Below are 26,623 nucleotides of genomic sequence, written 5' to 3' on the forward strand. Positions count from 1 at the left end.
CTCAGCGCCCGGTAAACTTCGGGGGTCTCTTTTCGTTGAATGCCCTGACACCTTCGACCCAGTCCTCGGCCATTGCACTGTCGCCGAAGGTTTCAACCTCCGACTGCAGCTGTTCTTCCAGGGAATTGTCCGACGACTCCAGGACCAGCTTTTTGATGTTGCCGTAGGCCCGGGTAGGTCCCCTGGCCAGGCGCTCTGCCAGAGCCCGGGTTTCGGATTGCAGTTCTTCGGTAGCAACGACCCGGTTGATCAGGCCCATATCCAGAGCCTGCCCGGAGGTAAACCGATCCCCGAGCAGCGCAATTTCCATAGCCTTCTTGGTGCCGACCAGGCGCGGCAAATAGTAGGAGGCGCCCCCATCGGGACTACTGGCGATGTGGGAATAGGCCAGGGTAAAAAACGCATCCTCAGCCGCTACCACCAGATCACAGCACAATGCCAGACTGACGCCAGCGCCGGCTGCTGCCCCGCGAACACTGGCAATAATGGGTTTGCGCAAGCGCCGCATGGTGTACATGATGGCATTGAGGCCATGGATACGATTCACGAAGGTGAGTCGCCGCTCTTCCGGGGTGAGTTCAGTAAACGCCATGAACGATTTCACATCGCCACCGGCCAGGAAATGGTCACCAGCCCCCCGGAGGACCACGCAGCGCACATTGGTATCCGCCTCCATGGCCTGGAATGTTTCGAGCAGTTGCTGCCGCATCTCGATCGAGAGCGCATTCCGGGCTTCCGGACGGTTCATTGTCAGATAGGCAACGTTGTTTTCTACCTCATAGAGCAAATGGGTCATTCTGTTATTGTCCTCCTGAATGGACCTGTGCAATCCCACAGGTAATCAACCGCACGCCGACTGCGCCCGCATTTCGTCAAGCTGTTCAGAGCTGTACCCCACCTCGGTCAGAACTGTATCGGTATCGGCACCGTAAGGCCGCGCCTCATGCCGGACAGAGGTTTCCGTGCGACTGAACCTGGGCGCTGGCGCCGGCTGTTTAATACCGCCTACCTCCACGTAGGTCTGCCGCGCCAGGTTGTGGGGGTGATTCTGGGCTTCCTTCAGGTCAAGGACCGGTGCGAAGCAGATATCGGTCCGCTCCATCAGCTCACACCACTCATCCCGGGTTTTCTGCAGGAACACTTCCGCAATGGCCTGCTTGAGTTCGGGCCAGCGTGATCGGTCCATCTGCTGTGCAAACTCCTCACGTGGCAGTTCTGCCACTTCAAGCAGCTGATTGTAGAACTGGGGCTCGATGGATCCGATGGAGATGTATTTGCCGTCGCGGGTTTCATAGGTGTCGTAAAAGTGGGCGCCACCATCAAGACGGTTAGTGCCTCGTTCAAGGGAGTGGCGCCCCATCTCATAGGCTGTATTGAACATCGACATCAGCACGGCTGAGCCGTCGGTCATGGCGGCGTCGATAACCTGGCCCTTGCCCGATGTCCTGGCTTCAAGTATTCCCGACACGATGCCCAGTGCCAGGAACATACCGCCGCCACCAAAGTCACCGACCAGGTTAAGTGGCGGCACCGGCTTCTCTCCCGGACGGCCTATGGCATGAAGCGCCCCGGTGAGGGAGATGTAGTTGATATCATGCCCGGCAGCCTGAGACATCGGACCATACTGCCCCCACCCGGTCATCCGACCGAATATCAGCTTCGGGTTACGCTCCAGGCACTGCTCGGGACCGATACCCAGTTTCTCGACCACCCCGGGCCGGAATCCTTCAAACAGGGCATCGGCATTTTCCACCAGTTTCAACAGGGCCTCGACACCGGCCTTGCTCTTGAGATTGAGGGAAATGGATCGTTTCCCCCTGCGACTGCAGTCCAGTGCAGGCCTTTCCGCTTTGGCACCCATACGTTCCACGCTGATGACTTCAGCGCCCAGATCCGCCAACACCATGCCGCAGAACGGACCAGGGCCGATACCGGCCAATTCAATAATACGGACGCCATGTAGCGGTCCCATACAACGCCTCCCACGCCACCCCCCGGCAACCATGCCGGTCGATGATCTTGTTATGTTTAGTCAGACCCGGCCACAACCTTCTGGTCAAACAGCTTCGCGATCTCCGGCGCGGACAGGCCCAGGGTGTCGGCAAGAATTTCTTCAGTATGTTCACCCAGTTTCGGAGCCCGGCGTACCGGCTCCCGCTCCAGTGAGGTGAAATTCAGCGGGTGATCCGGCATCAGGTACTCCCCGATGCCTGGCTGCTCCACCATCTGGAACAAAGGGTTGTCCGTCGAACAGTCAATATCCGATTCCACGGCTTCCTTGATGCTCTGGTACTTGCCCCAACACGCACCGGCATTGTCCAGTTCATTTGCCACCTGACTGAATGGACGCTGTGCAAACCAGGGCTGGAACAGCTTGGTAATCTGCTCCCGCCCCTGATAACGGTCCCCTTCCTTGCGGAAATCGAGCCCCATCCGGGTTTGCAGTTCGTTGATTTCAGTTGCGGTGCCGGTAACCTCGACGAGCGCCCGCCACTGGTTCGGGCTCACACCGACCACCATCACCCGTTCGCCATCCTGACAGGCAAAATCGTGACCATAGGTACCGTAGATATCGTTGCCGATAGCGTCACGCTCGGTTCCATTGATCATCGCCTCGGCGATATAACCGAGGTTGCCCAGCGTTGCCAGGGCAACATCCGCCAGCGCAATCTTCACCAACTGGCCCTCACCGGTTTTCAGACGATGGCGCTCCGCGGCCAACAGACCCAGGGCGATTTGCTGGCCGGTAATCACGTCCCAGGCCGGCATGGGGTTATTCAGCGGTGGGATCGATTTGCTCTTGCCCACGCCGGTAATTGAGGGGAAGCCCACTTTGCAGTTGACGGTATAATCAAGCGCACTTCTGCCATTGCGGTCACCGGTCAGGTTCATGTAAATCAGATCATCCCGATAAGCCTTCAACTGGTCATAGGACAACCACCCCTTGGCCGGGAAGTTGGTCAGGAACATGCCGGCATCCTCCCCGGGGGATGTAATCAGCCGGGTCAGCAGCTCCTGGCCTTCCGGACGCCGGAAGTCCACGGCAATGGAACGCTTGCCTTTATTCAGGCTATGCCAGTAAAGACTTTTCTGGTCAGCGGTCACCGGCCAGCGGTTGTAGTCAATGCCGCCACCAATAGGGTCAAAGCGGATGACATCGGCCCCCAGTTGTGCCAGCGTCATCCCACCTGATGGGGCCGCCACAAACGCGCTGCCTTCAACAACGCGGAATCCTGAAAGTATGCTCTGCATCAGCTGACCTCGGCATAGCCATTGTTGATCACCACCACATCGCGCTCGACGACACGGCAGCGGAAGGCCACCTCATCACCGTTGCGCCAGATTTCCGTGCGAATGGTTTCACCGGGATAGACCGGTGATGAAAACCGCAGGCGGATGCGATGGAACCTGGCCGGATCGTAATCGCACAACGTCTTGAGAATGGCGTGTGTTGCTACACCGAAGGTACACAGGCCATGCAGTATGGGCGCCTTAAAACCAGCAGCCCTGGCCACTTCCGGTGAAGCGTGCAAGGGGTTAAAGTCGCCAGACAAGCGATAGATCAGTGCGGCCTGGGCGAGCGTGGGCAGCTCACACACCTGGTCTGGCTCTCGCTCGGGAATCGGGTCCGGCTTGGGAGATGCAACCGCCGGGCCGCCAAAACCGCCATCGCCACGGGCCAGGGTCGTGCTGACCAGAGTGCAAAGGTCCTCTCCGGTGGCACTGTCACGCACCGTGCGCTCGGAAATAATCAACGCGCCCTTACCTTCACCCTTGTCGATAATGTCGGTGATTTTGGTGGTTGCCTCAACCTGCCCGGAGGCTGGCAGCGGCTTGTGCATGATCATTTCCTGACCGGCGTGCAGGATCTTGACCCAGTCAATACCGGTATCCGGTTCCTTCGCCCAGAACCCCGGATACGCCAACACATTGGCCTGGCTGGGAAGTGCCTTGAGGCCATCTTCATATACAAATTTCAGGCAATCCTCATCCAGGGGATCAATACCCAGACCCACACCCAGTGCATAGAGAATCGTGTCCTTCTCGGTGTACTGATGCTTGAGGCATTCAAACTTGCGGTTCATCAACTTGTCGTATTCGATGGCCACCGTTGCTCTCCTTTCCTGTAGCTAGATTCCGACTCAGTTCCAACCCGGAGGCTGGAACAGAGCCGTAGTCGGGTTCAGCCGGATCAGAACGGATCCCAGCTGAACACATCAGCGGAACGGCTCAATGGATAGAAATCGGCTTCAAAGGCCGGCAGCACACGATCCAGAACAGTTTCCGGAGTCCACCCCTCGGAGGTGTGGGCGGAACGGAACGGGCGCGGCTGACTGAACAGGAAGATCTCGTTGTTGCGAACACCAAAGATCTGGCCCGTAACGTTCTTCGCCTGGTCGCTGCACAGGGACACAGCCAGGGTAGCGATCTTGTCCGGAGTCATTTGCTGAATCTTGGCAACGCGGGCCTTTTGCTCTTCGCTGTCGGTCGGGATACTGCCGATCAGACGGCTCCAGGCAAAGGGTGCGATGCAGTTGGAGGTCACACCAAAACGCTGCATGTCCAGCGCCATGGACTTGGACAGGCCAACAACGCCCATCTTGGCCGCTGCATAGTTAGCCTGGCCGAAGTTACCGATCAGCCCGGAGGTGGAGGTCATATTGACGAAGGTACCACTACCCTGCTCACGGAAGATCGGCGCTGCTGCACGACTGACGTTGAAGGTGCCCTTCAGGTGCACGGCCAGGACCGCATCGAAATCTTCCTCGGTCATCTTGTGGAAGATTACGTCGCGGAGGTTACCGGCGTTATTGATCACACCGTCGATGCGACCAAACGTATCAATGGCGGACTGGATGATCTTCTGACCACCTTCCCATTCGGTCACACTGTCAAAGTTGGCGACAGCATCGCCACCGGCCGCCTTGATTTCGTCGACCACTTCCTGGGCTGGCGTGGCATCGTTGCCGGAACCATCAGCGCTGCCGCCGATGTCGTTAACCACAACTTTTGCCCCGCTTTGTGCCAGCATCAGCGACGTTGCACGCCCGATACCACGGCCCGCACCGGTAACGACGATGACTTTCCCTTCAAGAAGTTTACTGTTGCTCATGACACCCTCCTACAGGTCTCTTGTTTGATTCATCAATGTTGCTCAATACAATTTGCCGGCGTTCAGGCGTTACCCACCAGGTTTCTGGCGATGACTTTCAAGGCCAGGGTTTCCTCCGCACCTTCGAAAATCGACAGCACGCGGGCATCCACGAAATAACGGCTGACGTCCGATTCTTCCGCGTACCCCATGCCGCCATGAATCTGCATGGCTTCCCGGGTCACCCACTCCGCAGCCCGGCAGGTGAACAGCTTCACCAGACTGGCCTCCATCTGGCCCGCCCCTTCATCCATCATGCGCGCCACCGAGTAACTGAACTGGCGTGAGGCCGTCAGCGTGGCCATCATTCGACCCAGCTTCACCCGGGTCAGCTGGTAATCACCCACCGCACTGCCAAAGACCTTGCGCTCCCGGGAATAACCGAGGGCCTTCTCGAACGCGGCCTGCATGACCCCTGTGGCCCGGGCTGCGGTCTGAATACGACCACCGGCGAAACCCGCCATGGTGAAGTAGAAGCCCTTGCCCCGGCCCGCTTCCTCGCCAATCAGGTGATCGGACGGCACGAAATAGTCTTCGAAAAACACATCATAGGAATGCATACCGCGATAGCCGAGTGTGGCTATGGCCTTGCCGGAGATAGTGCCGCCCCCGGGCTGGCGATGGTCAAACCGGTGCCCCGGCGTTGCGGGCTTTTCCACCAGGAACAGACTCAGCCCCTTGTGCCCCAATGCCGGGTCGGGCTCGGTGCGAGCCATGGTGACCAACAGACTGGCTTTGCCGGCGAAGGTGCACCAGGTCTTGCTGCCATTGAGAACCCAGCCGCCATCGACCGGCGTCGCTTTCAGACCAAGTGAGGCCACATCGGAGCCGTAGTTGGGCTCGGTAATGGCAATGGCGCAAAGTGTCTCACCGGAGGCAATACGGGGCAGCCAGGTCTCCTGCTGGGCCTGGGTACCCCCCTGCAGCAGGGCCTTGGCGGCAATTTCCGGGCGGGTGATCAGAGAACCGGCGCCACCCAGGGAGGCCTTGGACAGCTCTTCCGTCACCACAATCATGCCAAGGCTGTCATCCCGGTCGTCCGGCTGCAGGCCACCAAAGCGCTCCGGAATGCTGATTCCAAAGCATCCCAGCTCGGCCGCCTGCTGAAGGATTTCATCCGGGATATCCAGGTCTTCCCGGTGGATTTTCTCGGCCAGGGGCGCAACAACGTCCGCACCAAAGCGGGCGAACATGTCACGCACCATTTCCTTGTCTTCGTTGAGCAGGGTCGGCAAGCGGGTGCTGCCACGCTCGCTGACCGTGGCGCCAATCGATGCCAGGAACTCACCACTGCCATAAACAGAACGCAGTTCACGGATGTCGTTGTCAGTGTAGAGTGCCGACAGTTCCGCGATTTCCAGCCCCATATCACCGGCACGGGCGATCAATCGCTGGATCGCCGAACTGACCGCTTCCGCGGAAAACGCCAGCGCCGTGCTGACGGCAAACTCGTCTTCAGTTGCCGCGTCCGCTGCATAACGGCACACAGCATCGGAAGCAGCGAGTTCCGCGGTACAGAAAGCCAGTTCGTAGCAGCTCAACTGGTGTTTATCCAACAGATCGGAATCCAGCTTGCCGTCAACCGTGGAAAACGACTTGAGGTTCTTCAGGCCCTGCTGAACATACGCCTGGACCTGACTGACACATCGGTCCGCCTGCTCCAGAGCTGCAACCTGTTCACTGACACTCATTACGACACCTTTCCGAATCTGGTTATTGAGGGACTGATCAAAGGCGCTCACCGGTGTGGCCGGACGCCCGGCCACACACTGGCACCCGCTTATTCGTAGCGACCTATAATGGAAATGCTGCAAATGTTCTGGTGCGGGAAACCACCCAGGTTATGGTTCAGGGCAAGTCGGGGGTCCTTGAGCTGACGGTCTCCGGCCCGCCCCTGGAACTGCAGGTAGTTCTCATAGATCATTCGCATGCCCGATGCGCCGATGGGGTGACCGAAACATTTCAGCCCACCGTCAATCTGGCAGGGAATTCGGCCGTCGGCATCGAAGTCACCGTTAAGGACATCCCGAACCGCCTGCCCCTCATCGGACAATTGCAGGTCTTCCATGGTGACCAGTTCGGTGATGGAGAAGCAGTCATGCACTTCGGTCATGCTGATTTCTTCCCGGGGCTTCCTGATACCCGCCTCGTCGTAGGCGCGCTGGGCAGCAATGCGCGTGGTCTTGATGTGCGAGCCGTCCCAGGTCTTGAAGCCGGCTTCCTCGCCATTGGACACCGCCAATTGCAGGGCCTTGACCGACACCAGGTCTGCCTTGCCCAGGCGTTTGGCGATCTCCGGCGTGGTCACAATGGCGCAGGCAGCACCGTCACTGACACCACAGCAATCGAACAGACCGATGGGCTCGGCAATGTACGGCGCATTAATGGCCTGCTCTTCGGTAATTTCGCGCTGCAGGTGGGCCTTGGGGTTCTTGGCACCATTGGCATGACTTTTCACGGAAACATGCGCCATGGCGCGCTTCAGGTCAGCCTTGTCGACACCGTGCTTGGCGCGGTAACCGCTGGCCAGTTGGGCGAATGCCCCGGGTGCGGACAGGTTCGGCCAGTACATGTCGTTTTCAACCCCGCGAGTACGCTGTGGCAAGCCGCCGTAACCCACGTCCTTGAGCTTCTCGACACCCAGCGCCAGCGCAATGTCACAAGCCCCGGAAGCGACCGCATACACCGCGCCTCGAAAGGCTTCGGTACCGGTAGCGCACATATTCTCCACTTTAGTCGCGGGGATATTCGGCAACCGCAGGGCTATCGACAGCGGCATGGCGCTGGAGCCAACGTTGAATGCATCAATACCGGCGCCAAACCAGGCCATCTGGATCTGGTTTTTATCGATGCCCGCATCTGCCAGACCTTCCTCAAATGCCTCAACCATCAGATCCGCAGGGCTTGCGTCCCAGCGCTCACCGAACTTGCTGCAGCCCATTCCGAGGATCGCTACTTTATCTTTGATTCCACTAGCCATTGTCATTCACCTGTCTTAGCTGCGTAAGTTATTGCTGGACCGGAGTGGCCTTCCAGAAGTACTTCCGGAAACCCCGCTGGTTATCGAACTGACGGATACGGAAATGCATCGACACCGGTACGCCGGTATCGATAGAGCCCGGCTCCACCTCGGTGAAGTCCATCATCAGACGACCACCACCCTCGAACTCAACCAGGCCGAAATACGCAGGTGGGTTCCAGTCAAAGGTCAGACGGTCAGCGGTCCAGGTCTTGACGCGGCCCTGTACGGCAGACATTGGATAATCGTCCTGACTGTCCAGTTCGCCGCATTCGGGGTTAACGCAATAGTTTTCCTTGGGGATCTGAATGGTGCCGCAGCTACGACATTGGCCACCCACGAAGCCGGTCAGCAAATCCTTGCGGCGGTACATGGCAGCGAGGTAGCTCTGCTTGTCCATCTCACCACGTTTGCCGACCTCACGCTCAACCAGGTTGTTGAAGCTCAGGAAGCGGTTGTAGTTGGCATCCTCACGGCGACGCGCCAGGGCGCCAGCAAAGCCGGTTTTCGGCTGTTTGTCTTTGATCTTGTCGGTGGCACGGAACAGAACCGCGTCGGTGCCCTGACCAAACCCGGTCACCAGGATCAGATCACCTGCGGTCGCTTTTTCCAGCGCGGCGGCCAGCAACAGGATGGGGTGAGCCACACCGGATACACCCACGCTACCAATGTGGTTGTCCACCAGCGCCTCGGCAGGGATCCCCATCTTTTTGGCAACAGCCGCCGGTGTTCTGGCCTGATCCGATGCCAACACAAAGTGAGCAATGTCGTCGGCTTTCACACCCGCCTTTTCGAGCAGGCGGGACACCGCCTGGGGTACGCTCTTCATGTAACCTTCATCACGAATCCAGCGCTCTTCCCATTCATAATCGAGGGTCGAGTCCTCACCGCGGTAATGGTCGACGAAGTCAGTCACGTAGGTTTCGTTGCCCAGGTATTCGGCGATAACCCCCTCCGTGCCAACACCGAGTGCAGCCGCACCATCCCCCCAGAGCATTTCGGCGCGTGAACCACACTTACTGCGCCGATGTTCGGAAGCCACTAACAGCGCATTGCCGCTACCGCCTGCACCGGACTCCAGCATGGAGATCAACGCCGAGGTTCCTGCTCTCTGGGAGGCGGCAACATCCATGGTACGAAGCTGATCACCCAGATTCAGAGCCTGGCTCACAACCACCGAGTTCTGGCGATCCAGGAACGGCAGTGTGGTAGACGCCAGGTACAGCGTATTGACGGACCCGGCATCGAGGACCGACAGACAGTCCTGACCAGCCTCGACAGCCATGGTGATGGTGTCCTCATCCCAGTTACAGACGCTGCGCTCGCCCTTGGCAAGGCCGCGAAGGCTGGGGTCAAACCAGTCGTTGGCATCGGCAATAGCCGCCTTGGACAAGCGGGTTCTGGGAATGTAGGCACCGTAGGCGGTTATACCAAACATGTGAATTCCTTCCTTTAGTTGTGCAATCTCAACAATCGTTGATGGTGATTAAGAGCTCTGTTCGCCGTTAAAGCGAGCGCCCGATCACCAGCTTCATGATCTCGGAGGTGCCGCCATAGATCCGACGCACGCGGGCATCCACATACATGCGGGAAATCGGGTATTCGCGCATGTAGCCGTAGCCACCGAACAACTGCAGGCACTTATCGACAACCACCCCTTCGTTCTCGGTCGTCCAGAGCTTCGCCATGGCCCCCTCTTCCGGGGTCAACACACCTTCGTCACACTTCTTGATGCACTGATCGAGGTAGGCCCAACCCACTTCCAGATTGGTTTTCATGTCAGCGAGCGTGAACTGGGTGTTCTGGAACTCAAAAATCGCCTGCCCGAACGCCTTGCGCTCCTTGACGTAGTCCCTGGTGATCTCGAAAGCACGCTGGGCTTCAGCTTGTGCGCGACAGGCAATGGTGATTCGCTCACGGGGCAATTCCCGCATCATGATCCGGAAACCCTCGCCTTCCTCGCCCACCAGATTACTGATGGGAACACGCACATCCTGGAAGAACATTTCGGAAGTATCAGCCGCCTTCTGACCGATCTTGTCGAGGTTGCGACCGCGGGAGAAACCGGCGCGGTCCGTTTCGACGATAATCAGGCTGATGCCACGGCCACCGGCACTGGGGTCCGTGGTACAGGCCACCAGGACAAAGTCACAGTTCTGGCCGTTGGTGATAAAGGTCTTCTGACCATTGATGACGTATTCATCGCCATCCCTGACGGCCGTGGTGCGAAGATTCTTCAGGTCGCTGCCAACTCCGGGCTCGGTCATACCAATGGCAGCAATTTTTTCCGCTGTGACCATCTTCGGCAGCCAGTACTTTTTCTGCTCTTCGGTACCGGCGCTCATCAGATAGTAGGCAACAATATCGGCCTGAACGGAGAAGCCGACACTGGCACCGCCAATGGCATAACCGGTTTCTTCGGAAAGCACCATGTTGTAGAGGAAGTCCGCGCCCGGACCGCCATATTCCTCCGGCACGCCACAGCACAGAAAGCCGTTCTCCGCAGCCTTTTCCCAAAGACTGCGCGGCACCACGCTTTCTTCTTCCCATTGCTCGATGTTGGGCTCCAGCTCAGCGCGGAAAAAGCGGCGAACATTCTCACGAAACAGCTCATGGTCACTGTTGTAGATTGACCGGTTCTGCATATTTTTATCCTCTTGACGCAACAGAAAACCCTTGATGTGAGTTACCGTATCAGCAAGAAAAAACTACAACAATTATATACTTTTTATATGTCCTATCTTTTTTTGGTATATTATTGGTTAAAGAACAGCCACCAGGACTTATCCATAAATGTGGTATAGAGTACGTAAAACAGATATTTAAAAGTTATAGAAGAGGGATAGCATGCCTTTCAATCTGAACATCGACCTTCGCCAGCTGAACACCTTTCTTACGGTCGCCGACACGGGAAGTTTCAGCCGCGCATCCGAAAAGCTGTTTGTGGCACAACCCGCACTGAGCCGGCAAATCCGAATGCTGGAGGAAGCCCTGAACGTCGAGGTATTTGTCCGACACGGCCGGGGGGTGGTGTTAACGGCTGCTGGCGAGCTGCTTTACGAGCGGGCCCGCACCCTGCTCCAGAGCCTGGAGCGAACACAGGCCGACGTGACTGCGGTTGCCGGCGAGGTTACCGGCCAGGTGACACTGGGGCTGCTGCCTACCGTAGCCCACACCTTCTCCGGCGCCACCATCGAGGAATATCGCAAACGCTTCCCTCAGGTAACCCTTGCAGTGAAATCCGCAATGAGTGGCACACTGCAACAAATGGTGATGCAACACCGACTGAATCTTGCCATTACCTACAGCCACCATGGCAGCCATAAGAATCTGCGCTACCAGCCATTGATCGAAGAGCGCTTTTATCTGATCTCGCCCCCGGATACCAAGGTCTCCAAACTCTCCGAGATCACCCTGGATGAAGTTATGGATCTGCCCCTCGTGCTGCCGGAAGAAAAACATGGTTTGCGCGTACGCATGGAAAAAGAGGCGGCGGAACGTAATAAATCCCTGAACCTGGCACTGGAAGTCAGCGCCTGGCCGATGCTGACGGATATGGTAAGGCGGGGACTGGGTTACACCATCCTTTCTTCAGCTGCCGTCCACGACATGACGTCAAGATCCGAAGTTGTCGCCATCCCCATCACTTCCCCGGAGATCAGCAGGACCCTGGCGATTGTCACCCCGATGGACCTTCCCTCTTCCGTGGCCACCCTCAAGCTGGCGGAGATCATCATGCAGCAAGTAGCCATTCAGGTTCAGGCCGGAATCTGGAACGGAAAGTTGTTATTCGATCCAAAGGAGATTGGCGACACCCATAAAAGCCCGATACTGCATGAGAATGCATAGAAAAACTGGATAGCTAGAGTCTGCCAATATCAGAACCAGGAGGCCGAAATACAATAAAGGCATAGCTAATATCGAATATAGATAATTGTTGAAGGAAATATCTGCTGTTACTTTTCATGCGCTACCTGACGTACAAGGATAATTTCAAGAAGGCGTCAGTCAGGGTACGCCTGTGTAGATTGTCGATATTCCAACAATAATCTTTGGAGATGAAGCCCCTATGCCCAATAATAAACTATTCACAGCCATCAAACTGACTACAGCCACTGTAGCGCTGGGCGTCGCCGGACAGGCCACCGCCATCGGATTTAACGCTGGCGATGCAACCGTCGATATTTACGGCTATGCACGGCTCAATGCCTCCTACGATATTGATGAAGATATCAGCGTTGCTACCGGCACCCGCTCAGGTGATTTCAGTAAAGTGAACACAGGAGCGGCAGAGGATGATGAAGTCTCCGGCCATTTCGGCGCCGATGCCGTGCAGTCACGTCTCGGTGTTCGTACCACGCTCCCGAATGACTTAAAAATCACCGTCGAAGGTGATTTCCGGACCAGCACCAGTACCGTTCGCCTGCGGCATGCTTTCGGCCAATACAAGAACTGGCTGGCGGGTCAGACCTGGTCGAACCACACATCATTCACCGGTGCCACTTCCGTGCTGGAATTTGACGGCGTAGCGGGTAACGCAGGCCTTTACAGCCGCTCTACCCAGGTACGTTACACCACTGGTGGTCTGTCACTGTCAGCTGAAGACTCCAAGGCAAGCATTACTGACGGTACTGCGGCTGTAGGGACCAAACAAAGCGTTCCGACCTTTACCGCACGCTATACCGGCAAGTCCGGACCTTTGGCCTACACCACATCTGCACTGGTACAGCAGGTTGGTTATGACACCGGCACCGAAGACGATGCGGCATTGGGCTATGCTGTCTTCGGCTCTGCCAAGTTCAACGTAACCGATACGGTCAGCATTCAGGGCAACGTCAACTACACCGACGGCGCCAACGGCTATCTGTGGCGCTCAGGCACCAACTACTATGGTGAAGATGCCTATGTAGACGCCAACGGCGACGTAGAAACCATTACCGGCTACAGCGCCAACCTGGGCACCAGCATCAAGGCCGGCCCGGGTGCGTTCAACGTTGTTTATGGTTTCACCACCATGGACTGGGACGACGCTGTCGATGATGGCCTGGCCGTGGGTGACAAACACGAAACCAACACCAATGCGTTCGTTAACTATCAGTGGAGCCCGGTGCAAAGCGTCAATCTCGGCGTTCAGTACGGCTACTACGAAGTAGAGAAAGTGAACGGTGACGATGGCGATGCAAGCCGCGTTCTGTTTGCTGCGCAGTATAACTTCTGATCAGATCTGATCTGAGGTAAAACCCGGATAGCGCTGCTGTCCGGGCACTCTCCTGCCAGCGCACCCTCACACCTAACAATGGATTCGGTTATCTGGTTGTCGATTGCGACCTGGTGGCAGACCTGCTCGAAGCGGTTCCTCAGCTTGAGGAAGAATTGAAACAAGCGTTGTGAGTTGTGCTCAGGGGTTTTCAGTCGTTGTTGTACCCCTATTATGCCCCCTCCCCGGGGGCTTTTTTTATGCAGAATCTCCCTGCGAGCTGAGACTGCCTTTTGTCATGCCTGTTCGGGCTCCAGCTGTGCGACAAACCGAAGTCGGTCCGAGATCAGAGTCTGATACTGGATTTTCATGTCCTCGGGCATAAACGAGGCCTCAATGATTGCTGGGGCCGTTTTCTTCACTTTGCCTGCCAGGCCGGAGAGCCGTTTCTTCACCGTTTTTTCAATGAGCCCGGATTTCTCCCCCAATTCGATGAAATCAGCTCCGGAATAATACCCATTGCCCATGGTACGGTAATACTCAGGTTCACCCTCTTTAAGCATCTTCAGGGCCATGGGGTTTACAGCCTTGGAACTGTATAAGCTTGAAGCCAATACATCGTAGCAGGGAGCCAGCTTCAACACGGCGTCATGTAGGAAGCTGATATTCTTCAGATGATGGTCGTCATTTCCCACCAGGTAACTGAACACAAGCCTTTCCAACAGCTCCATAGCCACTGCCGCACCCGCGTTTTCCATGACCAACTCGATAACGGTTTGATAGCTGGCTGCTGTGTACTTGTATGATGAATGGGAATTGGAGATACCCAACGCCTGCATGGCATCTTCCTGGTGTAGCTTGGCGCCATCCTCGAAATCCCGGTCGTAGCGGCGGATTACAAAGACCAGGTGACCATCTTTTAGCTCGATCAGCCCACAGGGCGGCACCGGAAACCCGACTCTGCTCATCAACGCGAGCGTCGCATGTTCGTTCTCGGCGACATGTGGATACTCTTCCGGGGAGGGCTTCATGATGAACTGCCCCCCGCTGTCCACCAGCTTAAGGCTTCCATCCTGGATAGCCATCTGAGCTTTCATCTGGACACCGCTGATCGAAAAACCATGAGTTTGCCTAGGCATGGCAGTGACCAGATCCTTGCGACTTTCAGCCAGATCCAGATTGACTTTGCGGGTGCCGAACATCCGTTCGAGGCAATGTGCGTGGTACTGGGACGCTGACCTCGCGGGGAGCGCTTTAAGACAGATCAAACAGTTCAATGGTCACAGCTCCAGGTAGATCGTCTCCGTTGTGTACCAGCAAAGAGAAGTCGTCACTCGGGTCGATGCGCTGTTCAGTAGCCTGCACCCGCTTGAGCCAGCCTTCGCTGACCAATCCACTAAAATAAGGTGGCAGACCTTTGTGCTCAAAAGGCTCCTCCCTCAGGGGCAAGCTCAGGCTAAGTGGCGGCTGTCGGAGTTTCAGGTACGTTTTGTCGTACTGGAACCGAACCGTGTTGCCTTCGCGCTCAAGGATGCCGGCCACTCGACCATTCATCTTCACCTGCGCTTTCATTTCAGCTCAATCCAGAGTTTGAAGTTCAGTACCGACCCGATTCCTTCCAGTGTCCGAATCGTTGGGTTGCCGTTGCCACTTGCGATTGAGCGATAGGTGTTGGGCGAGATACCACACAGATCGCTGACTTCGGTGGGGTTGAGGCTAAGCGCCTTCCTCCTCGCCTCCAGGAGATTGGCCAACTCCGGAAGAGGGCGCAAATCCGGCTCATCAGATGCCTCGATTTGCTCTGCCAAGTTTTGCAGGTGCAGGATTTCTTCATTCACGGCTTCCAGCAGCCCCCGCTTGGTTTTCATGATGCCCACCACCTGTCAGTTAAATGCGTTAATATTCGATATTATTATCCATTTAGCACTATACTGACAATATTATCAACATAATTCAGTATATTTCTCATTGCACACATATAAATACACAATCATCATTATATTGCCGGATCAACTTTAGTTGGTCGATTCGGCTGCTTTGTGTTCGCTGATTTTTTGTACGATGGGTCGTGTCACGGACCATTCTCCAGCTCATAAGCGTTGGTGGCCTGCATTTCGCTCATCAACCACTCCTTGAAGGCCTTCATGCCCGAGGTTAGCGGGCGGTGCTTTTGGTAGACCAGATAAAAAGCCCTGTGCGTATCAAGCGGAATATTGAACGGCACCACCAGATCCCCCGAACTGATTTCCCTGGACGTCAGCGTGGGGTCTGCCAAAGCCACACCCAGATTTTCCTGCGCGGCCGCGGTGGCTAGCTGACCACTGGATAACTGAAGGCTGTCCCTGGGGGTAATAAACTCTGCGCCTGCCAATTGCAACCAGTTCTCCCACTCCCACTTGCGTTTGCTGACATAAATCAACGTGTGATGACGCAGGTCTTCCGGAACCTCCAAAGGCGACTTTCCATCTAAAAGTTTCGGACTACACACAGGCACCAGCATAACTTTCTGCAGAAAGTGAACCTCGATGTCATCCCATTCGCCGTTCCCATAGTAGACCGCCATATCGGTGCTCGACCGATTGAAATCGAGCAATCCCATAGAAGCGTTTATCTGAAGCTCTACATCCGGATACAGCTCCCGAAAACGAGACATACGTGGCATTAACCACCGGGTCAGGAAATTGGGTGCCACGCTAATCTGAACGACATTGGTTTCCTGATTCGTTGCCAATCGGTGAGTCGCCATCTCAATCTCGTCCAGCGCGTGCTTGACGGACATCAGATACTGCTCCCCAGACGGCGTCAGCTCAACCTTCCGCTTGCTCCGGCTAAACAGTGTTATCCCTAAATATTCTTCAAGCGTTTTAATCTGGTGGCTGACGGCAGAAGCGGTCACGGATAACTCTTCTGCCGCAGCCGAAAAACTGCTTTTTCTGGCCGAGACCTCAAACATTCTTAACGCATTGAGAGGAGGAAGACGACGCATAGGGGTTACCACTTATGATGAATTTTTCTCATCATTATGCTTAGAAAGGATCGCTTTTCCAACTGCCATGACCTCAGTAGCATAGCCAATATAGAAACTTATCGACGCCACCAGGAGGATCACACCATGGCTAAACAACATTCAACTGTGCCGAGCATTACCGAAATTGATCACTATGTGAAACTTGGCAAAGCACAGCGCAACCAATACATCGCGGACAAGGCCACTGCCCTGGCAGCAAGCTTCAAAGCTGCTCTTCGTTCTCTGTTTCAGGTTACGGTTTCCAAACAGTCTCCGAGCCACTAATTGATCTGGTCTCCAAACGCCTCTTTCACGTGCCCGGCCAATGCACCATTAACCGGGCTGGTATCAGCGCGGACCAGTGCAATCTGGTAATCAGCCAGCGCCCTCAGGGCCGCTCAGCCTGGACTTTTATACACCGACAACACCACCGCTCGACCTTATGGCAACGCTTGAGTTCTGGGTCAGAATCTATTGGCGCCGGCGCTATTTCCGACGCCTGTTTGTACCGTCGCCAGAGGAAAACGATCAGATACTTTCTGACATCGGTTTTGAACGGGAGGATATCAAGTGGGCGCTGGAGCTGCCGCTGAAAATCGACGCACTGAAGGCCCCGGCTGCTTGTCGCGGGGCCCGGGGAGAGGGCTGAATTTTATGGATTAGCTGCGTGGTAAACCTATATCTGGCAACAATTACTATGCCAGCCTAACAACCACGCCTTCTGTCTCTATCGAAGGGGCGGAGAATTTATCCATAACCATGGGATCATGCCCGGGAACAACTAGCTCGGGAGCGCTTGCCAGTTCCGTAATAACATCATAGGCATCCAACATTTCACCCACATGATGGACGATCGGAAACGGTCGAGACTCCTGGAAGTTGGCGTAAAAATGGGTCGCGTCAGAAGCAAGCACGAGCCAGCCTTTATCCGTCCAGACCTGTACGATCTGTAGTCCGGCGGTGTGCCCACCAACACGATGCACAATAATACCCGGCCTTATTTCTTTTGACCCATTCAGCATAACAACACGACCATCATAAACTGCGCTTACCATGTCGAGGACATCGTCGACATGGTAAGCCTTCCTCAGCACCGAATGGCGCATATATGGCCCCGTCGCATACTGCATTTCATCCGCCTGGACAAAGAACCGGGCATCAGGCAACAAATCACAATTACCGGCGTGGTCATAATGCAGATGGGTCAATACGACGTCTTTAATATCAGTCGGGGAAATATTCAGCAGGGAGAGAGAATTTACCGGGCAACGCAAGAAAGTTCTCCCTCTTTGAACGGCTGCTTCCTTATTAAATCCCGTATCAACCAGAACCAGATTGTCTCCTGAGCGTATAAGCCAGACAAAATAATCCATGCTGCCAGCACTTTCATGTGGATCACCATCCAGAAAGTTTTCCGATGATTTTCTATTCACTGTGGCGTAACGAATAGCAAATACTTCATGCACATTTTCAGGCATGCCCCTCCCCCACTTTTTATTTAGAAAGACGTCCAAAGAGCGCCCTCGTTGTCCGTGATCTACCTATCCGTCTTCACTCAGAAAGCGAAAGATCTCGGTATGATCACAACCTTCCGGCATGGAATGTTTTGCCTGATTCCAAAGCTCTGCGCATGTTTCAAGCACCGGTGAGCTCCTGTGCATCCCTTCAGCCATCGAGAGTGCTATACCCAGATCCTTTGCCATCAAATCCAGACTAAAACCGGAGTTAAATGCCTGAGACAAAATAAACTGCTGGAACTTTACTTCTGTGCTGTTGTTTCGCCCGCTCGATGCATTAAGTACATCAACGACCTTGGCCGGTTCGATGCCAAAGTGCCGAGCAATCTGCACCGCATCCGACGCGGCTACCAATCCGGCTGCCGACACATAATTATTCAAGGCCTTGATGGCATGACCTGCCCCCAGCGGGCCAACATGAAACAGCTTTTTCCCAATCATCGCCAGCAAAGGGCTGATGTCCTCATAGATCAGCTCATCGCCACCAACCATGATCGCCAATTCAGCCGAGTCAGCTTTCTTGACGCCCCCGGAAACCGGTGCGTCCATGAAAGCAATACCCAGCTCCGCCAAGGCTTGCCCTCTTTCCCAGGTGCCATTTGGTTCGGAGGAGCTCATATCAATCACCAAACTGCCTTTTTCAAGCCTGTGTGCCAGCCCACTGGCTCCGCCCTCCTCACCGCCAAACAGCACGGAATTCACAATGTCACCATTGGGCAGCATCAAAATAACGACATCCAGTTCCTCACCCAGGCTCTCATATGATGCGTATCTGACACTGTACGTATCCGCAAATTTTTTAGCGACATCAATGTCGGCATCATTGACCGTTAGATGGACTCCGTTGCTCGACAGGTTCCTCGCTATCGGCCACCCCATTTTCCCGAGACCAATAAATCCCACCATTGATCGTTTCAGGTCCATATCAGCTACCCTCCGCGTCATATTCAGCGAAGACCTGGCGAGCAATGCGGAAACTGTCGATACCGGCAGGGATGCCGCAATAGACAGCCACCTGAAGGAGAATTTCCCGAATTTCCTCACGGGACAATCCATTATTCATTGCACCCCGGAGATGCAATGCCAGCTCATGCGGGCGATTCAAGGCGCTAATCATTGCAAGGTTGATCATGCTCCGCTGTTGCTTGCTAAGTGTTTCACGCCCCCAAACGGCGCCCCAGCAATATTCGGTGGTCAACTCCTGAAGCGGCATCGAAAACTCATCCGCATTTTTCAGTGAATTATCCACGTATTCATCGCCAAGAACCTCACGGCGGATGTTAAGGCCTTTCTCAAACAGTTCACTGGACATATCTTCGCCTCCTGCTTCTTGATAATTGATAAAAACGGTGAGGCAGCCCGTATAGACTTGAGAAGCCTCACCAAACCGTCCGTCAGGTATCGGCCCCAACAGCCTTTGCCCCGGATGTCGTCGCCTGCTCTTTGGAAACAGTCTTTTTATCCGGAGCTCTTTTCTTCATTGCCCTCAACGCTTTTCTCACATTGCTGTGCGGATCCTGCGATTCACCGACAATTCCTTTACGGAAGGCCATAACTATCAGCACAAAAATCGCGCCCTGGATAAACATGACCCATTGCCCGGCTTCCGCAAGAGTGCTTTGCAACGTCACAATGATTGCCGCGCCGACAATTGGCCCCAGTATGGTTCCGACGCCTCCAACCAGGGTCATTAATACGACTTCACCTGACAGGTGCCAGCTTGCGCCACCCAGGGAAGCAAGCCCGAACACAATGACCGAGAGGCCTCCCGCCAGACCTGAAAATGCTGCAGAGAGCACGAATACCCCAAGCTTGTAATTTGCAATGCTGTAACCCAACGACACCGCCCGATCCGGATTCTGGCCAATAGACCGCAAAACCTGCCCAAACGGAGAGTAAACAATGCGGTATATTGCCAGGAAACTGAGCACACATATGCCAAGCACGACATAATAGAAGTTGACGTTGTCCTTGAGATCGATCAGCCCCATCAACTCCCCTCTGGGTACGTTCTGAATCCCGTCTTCCCCACCGGTAAATGGTGCCTGCAGATAGATGAAGTAAATCATCTGTGCCATAGCCAAGGTAATCATGGCGAAGTAAATCCCGAGCCTTCTAACCGCAACAAAGCCAAAAACCAGTCCCAGCAGGGTCGCAGCAACAACACCAGCAAGGAGGCCTAGCTCAAAGCCCACGTTCCAACTGGTAAGAACATGCGCGGTGACATAACCCGCAGTGCCATAAAAGGCTGCATGCCCAAAAGACAGCAATCCGGCGTAGCCAAGCAGTAGATTAAAGGCACTGGCAAACAGTGCCAGGCACAAGAGCTTCATCAGGAAAACCGGGTAAAACAAAAAGGGGGCAATCAGTGCAACAATTGCCAATCCCACCAAGAATGCGATACGCATTGGATAAACCTCCTTAAACAGCCTTTCCGAAGAGCCCGGACGGCTTAACAAGCAGTACGATGACCATGACAACGAAAATCACCACGCTAGACGCTTCCGGATAAACAACACGAGTCAGCCCCTCGACAATCCCCAGGCCAAACCCGGCAATAATGGCACCACCAATGGAACCCATTCCGCCAATAACGACGACCGCGAATACAATGATGACAAGGTCAACACCCATGAGCGGAGACACCTGATAAACCGGAGCAGCCATTACTCCGGCAAACGCTGCGAGAGCGACACCGACTCCATAAGTCAGGGTAATCAGAGTCGGCACCCGGACACCAAAGGCCTGGACCAGTTGGGGGTTTTCCGTGGCAGCGCGCAGGTATGAACCAAGTTTGGTTCGCTCAATGAGATACCATGTCGACACACACACGATGACCGAGGCAACAATGACCCAACCCCGATATATGGGAAGGTACATGAAGGAAAGGTTCAGTGTTCCCTTGAGGAGTTCGGGCACTTCATAACGCTGCCCGGAAACACCAAAGATGTTGAGAAACAGCGCCTGGATCATGAGCGCTATGCCGAATGTCAGCAGCAAACCGTATATATGATCAACATGATAGAGCTTGCGGATCAGAAATCGCTCCATGATAATTCCGAGTATCCCGACAATAACGGGCACCAGTATCAATGCGAGCCAGTAGTTGATCCCCAGGTAATTCAACAACATCCAGCCAATAAATGCGCCCAGCATATACAGCGCGCCATGGGAAAAGTTGATGATATTCAGAAGCCCGAAAATAATGGCCAAGCCAAGGCTGAGCATGGCGTAAAACGATCCGTTGATCAGGCCGATAGTCACCTGCCCCATGATCACCTGAATCGGCATACCGAAAATATCAAACATGGCTGCCTTCCTCCTCCTGAACCACTTCGACACTCAGGTATCGTTCCACTTGTGTCGGATTATCAAGCACTTCTTGATTAGTGAATTCGTTAACGATGGTCCCATCCTGGAAAACGTAATGGCGATCCGCGAGCTGACTCGCGAAGCGCGAATTCTGTTCGACGAGAAGAATCGTGGTGCCCCGGGCCTTGAGCATCTTAATGACATCGGCAATGGCATCTATGATGATGGGCGCCAGGCCCTCGGTCGGCTCATCCAATAAAAGAAAATGCGCGCCGGTGCGTAAAATCCGGGCCATGGCCAGCATTTGCTGCTCACCACCAGACAAATGGGTGCCCTGGCTGCCCAAGCGCTCCCGGAGATTGGGGAACAGCGAATAGATTTCATCCAGAGACATCGGGTTATCGCTGACGACGGGGGGGAGCATCAGGTTTTCCTTGACCGTCAGCGAGCTGAATATACCTCGCTCTTCAGGGACATAGCCGATACCACACCGGGCTATTTGATCGGAAGACAGGGAGATGATTTCGTTCCCATCGAACCGGATACTGCCTTCCCGCGTTTGAAGCACACCCATAATGGCGCGCAGAGTCGTTGTTTTGCCCGCACCATTACGACCAAGCAAGGTGACAACCTCCCCCTGATTGACATGAAATGACGCATCGTGGACAACCTGGGATTCCCCATATTTTGCTGTGAGGTTTTCCACACAGAGCAGTGAATCGTTCATAGTCAGGCTCTCTTGTTTTCGCCGGTACCTACATAAGCCTCCAGGACCTTTGGATGTTGGGAAACATATTCATAATCCCCTTCAACCAGGACCTGTCCGCGCTGCATTACAGTGATCACATCGGACAGTTGCGCAATGACACTCATATTGTGTTCCACCATCAAGACCGTCCTGCCTTTCGCAACCTGACCAATAAGTTTGCTAATCTTCTTGATATCCTCTTGCCCAAGACCTGCCATAGGTTCATCAAGAAGCAAGACTTCCGGTTCAAGAGCCAACGTTGTAGCGAGTTCAAGGGCCCGTTTCCGCCCATACGGAAGCTTACCGGCGGTATGGTATGCATAGTCCGCCAGGCCTACATCCTCGATCAAGCCAAGGCATGCCTCATCGAGGGCATCCAGGGAACCAAGCGATTTCCAGAACTGGGAAGGAGTGCCATATTTGCGAAGACGTGCCATTTTGACGTTCTCAAGCACAGTCATTTCCGGAAAAGTCGCCGAAATCTGAAATGACCGGACGATACCCTTGCGGGCAAGATTGGCGGGGCGAATTCCGGTAATATCCGCGCCCTTAAACGTTATCTTGCCTGCCGTCGGTTGATGGAACTTGGTAATCAGGTTAAAGAGCGTACTCTTGCCTGCGCCGTTCGGGCCTATCACCGCATGAATGATCCCCTCACGAACCTTCAGGTTGACATCGTCAACGGCCGTAAAGCCCATGAAATTCTTGGTAAGGCCCTGAGTTTCAATCACGTATTTCTTGTCCACAACGAACAACCTCTTTTTGCTGGAGTATGATGGGGAGGGTCTGCCTCCCCTTGAGGCTATCTGTTTAGTTGTTGCCGGATACGTATTGGCACTCGCTCAGTTCAAGCGGGCGATATGCCTGGTCACCCGGGATGACACGAACAATCTCCGCCATGTCCCATTCGGACTTTGACTCCGCCGGAGTTTTGACCTTGGCCAGGTACATGTCATGGACCATTCGACCATCCTCACGGATGTAGCCGTTACGGGAAAAGGCGTCATTAATGGGCTGAGACTTCATGTGTTTAACAACGGCATCCGCATCGTCTGTACCGGTGGTCTCAATCGCTTTCAGGTATTGGGTGACGGCGGAATAGATACCCGCGTGTATCATGGTAGGCATGCCGCCATGGCGTTCATAAAAGCGTTGTGCAAACTCACGGGTCTGGTCGTCATAATCCCAGTAATAACCGGTCGTAAACTGCATGCCCTGGGCCACATCGACTGTCAGTGCCTGAATGTCTGTCAGGAATACCAACATGCCAGCAAGAATCTGACCGCCCTGAGTAATACCAAACTCGTTAGCCTGCTTAACGGCAGTGCTGAAATCATTGCCGGCGTTCGCCAAGCCCACCACTTGGGCTCCCGACCCTTGGGCCTGCAGCAAGTATGATGCGAAGTCGGTTGTACTTAACGGATGCCGCACCTTGCCGAGCACCTCACCACGATTGGCCAACACAACTTCCTCTGTGTGCTGCTCCAGGGAATGGCCAAAGGCGTAATCTGCAGTAACAAAATACCAATCCGTATTGCCCTCTTTCACGATCGCGTTACCGGTACCGGTTGCCAGTGCAAAGGTGTCATAAACATAATGTATGCCGTATTCAGAACACCCATCACCGGTGAGTCGGGTCGACGCACTCCCAGCCCCGATCGTCACCCGGCCACGGTCATCACCGAGTCCGAATAGTGCGAGAGCTGAAGCGGAGTCCATCGACTCCACGATCATGTCCACACCTTCATCGTCAAACCATCGACTAGCCGTTGCCTGAGCGACACTTACCTTGTTTTGGTAGTCTGCGGAAAGCAGCTCGATCGGCTTACCCAAAACCTCGTTGCCATAGTCTTCGATCGCCATCTCTGCAGCCAGTACGGCTCCAGGGCCACCATTGGCAGAGTACACGCCAGACATATCAACCATCGCGCCGATCTTCACAACATCGTCACTGAGTCCCTGAGCATTTGCTGTGGATATAGACAACGCCAGTGCCGTCGCTGAGATAAGAGTTTTACTCACCTTTTGAGAAATGATTGCCACCATACTGTCCTCTCTTTGGCCTATATTGACCTTCTTGTTCTCACATGCAGCTTCGCTAGAAAACCGCCCAACACGTATAAATGCAAAGGGAAGACCAGAACAATCAAAAACACTAAAATACAATTAGTTAGGCTATTTCCCGGCATGCAGAGTGGGAGGTCAAGGCAAGGATTTTGTAGTCGGCGAGAACACTTGGTCTGGCAGTGTACACTGAGCTCCAGGAATGACTGGACCAAAGCCCATGAATGAGAAGGATCAAATTCTATAAAACGGAAGGTTACAAAGCGCCGCCAGGGCCGCCAGGAAAGACGCCGTTCAACGGGGATCCAACACCACTTGTAGAAGCCGATAGGCGGTACTATTCAGAAGTGGCCATTCAAACTTGAGGGCCTGATGCGCTGAACACTCGTTCCATGCTGACGCCACCACACCTGGCCTGACGCCTTCAATCAATACTGCGGCTTCCCGTGGGAAACTGATGTCTGAGGGCTTTGTGAAAGAGGGCTGGTTCGCGCCACACAACCAGAGTTTTACCGAAGTGATGCCCGGCAACGGGAAAATCTGATGACTTAGCATGTCCAGGAGGGACGTGACTTGAAACTCGCTATTCATTACAAGCCGGAAGGTCATTGCGGTGCCGCCAACATTGCGGTTCATACTGAGCACTAGCCCACCACCGAGATGGCTTATCCGAGATATGAACCCGGGAACCGAGTCAGCAGAGCCCGAATTTTCGCATGAAAAGGGAGAATGTGTATTTCTAGAAGACACTGTAGTTGCCGACGCATACTCATAGAGGCAAAAATACCGCGGGCCCTCCGACAAGGATTCGTAACGCCTTACCTGGAGAAAATCCTTGCCTTGAAAAGCCGCAGGCTGTTCAACGTTAGTAAACCAGTCATCCAGTTCCTTTCCACTGTTGACCCCTGCGTCGAACCAAATACCGAGAGCCCCTTCCATACGTTCTCCTAGGCACCTTGAGCCACCAAAGAAATAGCTTTTACCTTCCCAACATCAACAAAGGAGACCAATCAAGAGTCTATTGGCCTCCGGAACCTAGTCCGCAACATGCCCATTGTGGAACGTTGCTCCAAGCATGCCTTTCCTCTGCAACAGCGGAGAAACACGATATCGATTCAGTCCGTAAACTGTTGCCAGGTTGTCTAAGACCTTCACAACATTGGCCAGACCAAGCACATCTGCCCATGCGAGGGGCCCCTTGGGATAATTCACGCCACTGCACATTGCCGTATCACAGTCAGACACATCACACACACCAAGATGAACAGCGTCTGCAGCTTCATTGGCTAGCATACAAACCGTTCTCATGACGATCATGCCGGGGATGTCGTCTATCCTGGAGACCGCTCTGCCAGTGCCTTGAAGTAACGCCTCAACAGTCCTGACAGCATCCTCCGCACACTGGTCCGAGGGGGCGATAGCCAGGCGGGTAGCCGTTGAATAATCAAGCGCCAGGTCGAGGATAACAAGATTGTCGTGCCCACATTCCAATGCTCGCTGCGTAGCCAGACGACCATCCGTCAGAGCCAGAACGGCGTTGCCTACGCGGATGATGCCCTCGCCCTCTTGCCTTCGAACCCTGACGCCGCTGTCAGCAATCAGGTCAATCAACGGCTCTGCCTGGCCCACCGAGCCCTCAACAACAATGTCCTCCATTGTTTGATCGGCAGTGTCAGCCATCACGGTGCTCTCAACCTCACAACCGTCATAATCATAAAATCCACGCCCGGTTTTACGGCCAAGCAGACCGCCATCGACATACTCTTTCTGGAGAAGGGATGGCAGGAAGCGAGGATCCTGATAGTACGCAGAGAAAACCGAACTGGTTACGGCATAATTGACGTCCAGCCCAATCAGATCCATCAACTCGAAGGCACCCATTCGGAACCCGCCACACTCCTTCAATACCGCATCGATCATTGCCACACTGGCGGCCCCTTCTTCCAGAACCCTCAGGGCCTCCGCATAGAAGGGCCTAGCGACCCGATTAACAATAAATCCGGGGGTTGAACGTGCACGCACCGGATGCTTCCCCCATATCCGGGACAGCTCGGTAACGCGATCCAGAATCTCCGGGGAGGATGCCAGGCCACTGACAACCTCAACCAGTTTCAGAATCGGGGCCGGATTAAAAAAATGCATCCCCACCAGACGCTCTGGCCGTTTTAATGCCGAACCAATAGCGGTGATCGAGATGGATGAGGTGTTCGTGGCAAGGATGACCTCCTCGCCACATATCACCTCAAGGTCAGTAAAAAGCTTCTGTTTGGCGCTCAAGTTTTCAACGATGGCTTCGATTACGAGGCCTGATGACCCCAATTGCTCGATGTTGGAAGCAGGAGTAATGTCCCCAATGATATCGTTCAGCTGCGTTTCAGCGATTTTCCCCCTTTTCACCAGCCCTTCAAGACCACGCTGGATTCGGGAAACACCCTGTTCCGCAGCGCCCTCCGTCACATCGTAAAGAAACACTTTGTGGCCCGCGCTCGCTGCAACCTGGGCGATGCCGGCCCCCATGGTTCCGGCACCCACAACCCCGATACACAGAGATGAAAAAGGATTACTCATTCAATAACTCCAATGTTTGATTGGCCACGAGTATGCGAT

27 protein-coding genes are annotated in these 26,623 nt (G+C 54.6%); 4 read left to right on the top strand and 23 right to left on the bottom strand.

The window, feature by feature from the left end; translation table 11 throughout:
- Nucleotide 1: 1 nt before the first annotated feature.
- The 9 genes from ACJO5Y_RS06575 to ACJO5Y_RS06615 form a co-directional block, all read right to left on the bottom strand.
- Nucleotides 2-796, bottom strand: a complete 795-nt coding sequence (locus tag ACJO5Y_RS06575) for an enoyl-CoA hydratase/isomerase family protein (protein ID WP_406985626.1) — start codon at nt 794-796, stop codon at nt 2-4.
- Between the two features lie 45 nt (nt 797-841).
- Nucleotides 842-1,972: a CaiB/BaiF CoA transferase family protein gene (locus tag ACJO5Y_RS06580; RefSeq protein WP_406985627.1), complete on the bottom strand. Its 1,131-nt coding sequence runs from the start codon at nt 1,970-1,972 to the stop codon at nt 842-844.
- 56 nt (nt 1,973-2,028) lie between these two features.
- Entirely contained in the window at nt 2,029-3,252 is a 1,224-nt protein-coding gene (locus tag ACJO5Y_RS06585) for a CoA transferase (protein ID WP_406985628.1), read from the bottom strand.
- On the bottom strand, nt 3,252-4,109 hold the full coding sequence (locus ACJO5Y_RS06590) for a MaoC/PaaZ C-terminal domain-containing protein (protein WP_406985629.1): 858 nt from the start codon (nt 4,107-4,109) through the stop codon (nt 3,252-3,254). The genes ACJO5Y_RS06585 and ACJO5Y_RS06590 overlap by 1 nt, the downstream gene beginning before the upstream one ends.
- Before the next feature lie 83 nt (nt 4,110-4,192).
- Nucleotides 4,193-5,113 (bottom strand): SDR family NAD(P)-dependent oxidoreductase, encoded by a 921-nt coding sequence (locus ACJO5Y_RS06595; protein WP_053115135.1) that lies wholly within the window; start codon nt 5,111-5,113, stop codon nt 4,193-4,195.
- A gap of 62 nt (nt 5,114-5,175) precedes the next feature.
- Nucleotides 5,176-6,843, bottom strand: a complete 1,668-nt coding sequence (locus ACJO5Y_RS06600; RefSeq protein ID WP_406985630.1) for an acyl-CoA dehydrogenase family protein — start codon at nt 6,841-6,843, stop codon at nt 5,176-5,178.
- 89 nt (nt 6,844-6,932) lie between these two features.
- A complete protein-coding gene (locus tag ACJO5Y_RS06605) occupies nt 6,933-8,132 on the bottom strand; it encodes an acetyl-CoA acetyltransferase (protein ID WP_406985631.1) in 1,200 nt (399 codons plus the stop codon).
- Between the two features lie 28 nt (nt 8,133-8,160).
- The gene (locus tag ACJO5Y_RS06610; protein ID WP_406985632.1) at nt 8,161-9,609 is read right to left on the bottom strand and encodes a 3-oxoacyl-[acyl-carrier-protein] synthase III C-terminal domain-containing protein; all 1,449 of its coding nucleotides are present in this window, start codon (nt 9,607-9,609) and stop codon (nt 8,161-8,163) included.
- A 67-nt stretch (nt 9,610-9,676) separates the two neighbouring features.
- Nucleotides 9,677-10,816 carry an acyl-CoA dehydrogenase family protein gene (locus ACJO5Y_RS06615; RefSeq protein ID WP_406985633.1) on the bottom strand — a complete coding sequence of 380 codons (1,140 nt, stop codon included), beginning with the start codon at nt 10,814-10,816 and terminating at the stop codon, nt 9,677-9,679.
- A 202-nt stretch (nt 10,817-11,018) separates the two neighbouring features.
- Here ACJO5Y_RS06615 and ACJO5Y_RS06620 point away from each other — a divergent pair, with 202 nt between their 5' ends.
- Together ACJO5Y_RS06620 and ACJO5Y_RS06625 are read left to right on the top strand one after the other, a co-directional pair.
- Complete coding sequence (locus ACJO5Y_RS06620) at nt 11,019-12,020, top strand: LysR family transcriptional regulator (protein WP_406985634.1); 1,002 nt, start codon at nt 11,019-11,021, stop codon at nt 12,018-12,020.
- Nucleotides 12,021-12,240: 220 nt separating this feature from the next.
- Entirely contained in the window at nt 12,241-13,389 is a 1,149-nt protein-coding gene (locus ACJO5Y_RS06625) for a DcaP family trimeric outer membrane transporter (protein ID WP_406985635.1), read from the top strand.
- A gap of 275 nt (nt 13,390-13,664) precedes the next feature.
- Here the strand turns inward: ACJO5Y_RS06625 and ACJO5Y_RS06630 are convergent, their stop codons facing one another.
- The 4 genes from ACJO5Y_RS06630 to gcvA form a co-directional block, all read right to left on the bottom strand.
- Nucleotides 13,665-14,645 (bottom strand): type II toxin-antitoxin system HipA family toxin, encoded by a 981-nt coding sequence (locus ACJO5Y_RS06630; protein WP_406985636.1) that lies wholly within the window; start codon nt 14,643-14,645, stop codon nt 13,665-13,667.
- Entirely contained in the window at nt 14,623-14,940 is a 318-nt protein-coding gene (locus tag ACJO5Y_RS06635) for a HipA N-terminal domain-containing protein (RefSeq protein ID WP_406985637.1), read from the bottom strand. The genes ACJO5Y_RS06630 and ACJO5Y_RS06635 overlap by 23 nt, the downstream gene beginning before the upstream one ends.
- The gene (locus tag ACJO5Y_RS06640) at nt 14,937-15,236 is read right to left on the bottom strand and encodes a helix-turn-helix domain-containing protein (RefSeq protein WP_406985638.1); all 300 of its coding nucleotides are present in this window, start codon (nt 15,234-15,236) and stop codon (nt 14,937-14,939) included. The genes ACJO5Y_RS06635 and ACJO5Y_RS06640 overlap by 4 nt, the downstream gene beginning before the upstream one ends.
- A 203-nt stretch (nt 15,237-15,439) precedes the next feature.
- Entirely contained in the window at nt 15,440-16,354 is a 915-nt protein-coding gene (gcvA, locus tag ACJO5Y_RS06645; protein WP_406985639.1) for a transcriptional regulator GcvA, read from the bottom strand.
- A gap of 126 nt (nt 16,355-16,480) precedes the next feature.
- Between gcvA and ACJO5Y_RS06650 the strand changes: the two genes are divergently transcribed.
- Nucleotides 16,481-16,660, top strand: coding sequence for a hypothetical protein (locus ACJO5Y_RS06650; RefSeq protein WP_406985640.1), 180 nt, complete (start codon nt 16,481-16,483; stop codon nt 16,658-16,660).
- Nucleotides 16,661-16,817: 157 nt separating this feature from the next.
- Nucleotides 16,818-17,024 carry a hypothetical protein gene (locus tag ACJO5Y_RS06655; protein ID WP_406985641.1) on the top strand — a complete coding sequence of 69 codons (207 nt, stop codon included), beginning with the start codon at nt 16,818-16,820 and terminating at the stop codon, nt 17,022-17,024.
- 46 nt (nt 17,025-17,070) lie between these two features.
- On the opposite strand, the gene ACJO5Y_RS06660 is transcribed toward ACJO5Y_RS06655, so the two are convergent.
- The 10 genes from ACJO5Y_RS06660 to paaH all read right to left on the bottom strand — a co-directional run bounded on the left by ACJO5Y_RS06660 (nt 17,071) and on the right by paaH (nt 26,584).
- Nucleotides 17,071-17,853 (bottom strand): N-acyl homoserine lactonase family protein, encoded by a 783-nt coding sequence (locus ACJO5Y_RS06660; protein WP_406985642.1) that lies wholly within the window; start codon nt 17,851-17,853, stop codon nt 17,071-17,073.
- Between the two features lie 63 nt (nt 17,854-17,916).
- Complete coding sequence (locus ACJO5Y_RS06665) at nt 17,917-18,816, bottom strand: NAD(P)-dependent oxidoreductase (protein WP_406985643.1); 900 nt, start codon at nt 18,814-18,816, stop codon at nt 17,917-17,919.
- 1 nt (nt 18,817) lies between these two features.
- Nucleotides 18,818-19,204: a carboxymuconolactone decarboxylase family protein gene (locus ACJO5Y_RS06670; RefSeq protein ID WP_406985644.1), complete on the bottom strand. Its 387-nt coding sequence runs from the start codon at nt 19,202-19,204 to the stop codon at nt 18,818-18,820.
- 82 nt (nt 19,205-19,286) lie between these two features.
- Nucleotides 19,287-20,300, bottom strand: coding sequence for a branched-chain amino acid ABC transporter permease (locus ACJO5Y_RS06675; protein ID WP_406985645.1), 1,014 nt, complete (start codon nt 20,298-20,300; stop codon nt 19,287-19,289).
- A gap of 13 nt (nt 20,301-20,313) precedes the next feature.
- Nucleotides 20,314-21,201 (bottom strand): branched-chain amino acid ABC transporter permease, encoded by an 888-nt coding sequence (locus ACJO5Y_RS06680; protein WP_406985646.1) that lies wholly within the window; start codon nt 21,199-21,201, stop codon nt 20,314-20,316.
- A complete protein-coding gene (locus tag ACJO5Y_RS06685) occupies nt 21,194-21,931 on the bottom strand; it encodes an ABC transporter ATP-binding protein (protein ID WP_406985647.1) in 738 nt (245 codons plus the stop codon). Before ACJO5Y_RS06685 ends, ACJO5Y_RS06680 begins: the two co-directional genes overlap by 8 nt.
- A 2-nt stretch (nt 21,932-21,933) precedes the next feature.
- Complete coding sequence (locus tag ACJO5Y_RS06690; RefSeq protein WP_504928330.1) at nt 21,934-22,698, bottom strand: ABC transporter ATP-binding protein; 765 nt, start codon at nt 22,696-22,698, stop codon at nt 21,934-21,936.
- A 64-nt stretch (nt 22,699-22,762) separates the two neighbouring features.
- Nucleotides 22,763-23,998: an ABC transporter substrate-binding protein gene (locus tag ACJO5Y_RS06695; RefSeq protein ID WP_406985648.1), complete on the bottom strand. Its 1,236-nt coding sequence runs from the start codon at nt 23,996-23,998 to the stop codon at nt 22,763-22,765.
- Nucleotides 23,999-24,310: 312 nt separating this feature from the next.
- Nucleotides 24,311-24,955 (bottom strand): hypothetical protein, encoded by a 645-nt coding sequence (locus tag ACJO5Y_RS06700; RefSeq protein ID WP_406985649.1) that lies wholly within the window; start codon nt 24,953-24,955, stop codon nt 24,311-24,313.
- Between the two features lie 96 nt (nt 24,956-25,051).
- Nucleotides 25,052-26,584 carry a 3-hydroxyacyl-CoA dehydrogenase PaaH gene (gene paaH / locus ACJO5Y_RS06705; RefSeq protein ID WP_406985650.1) on the bottom strand — a complete coding sequence of 511 codons (1,533 nt, stop codon included), beginning with the start codon at nt 26,582-26,584 and terminating at the stop codon, nt 25,052-25,054.
- Between the last annotated feature and the right edge of the window lie 39 nt (nt 26,585-26,623).

It is taken from the genome of Marinobacter alkalisoli (assembly GCF_045449855.1).
Lineage (GTDB): Bacteria > Pseudomonadota > Gammaproteobacteria > Pseudomonadales > Oleiphilaceae > Marinobacter.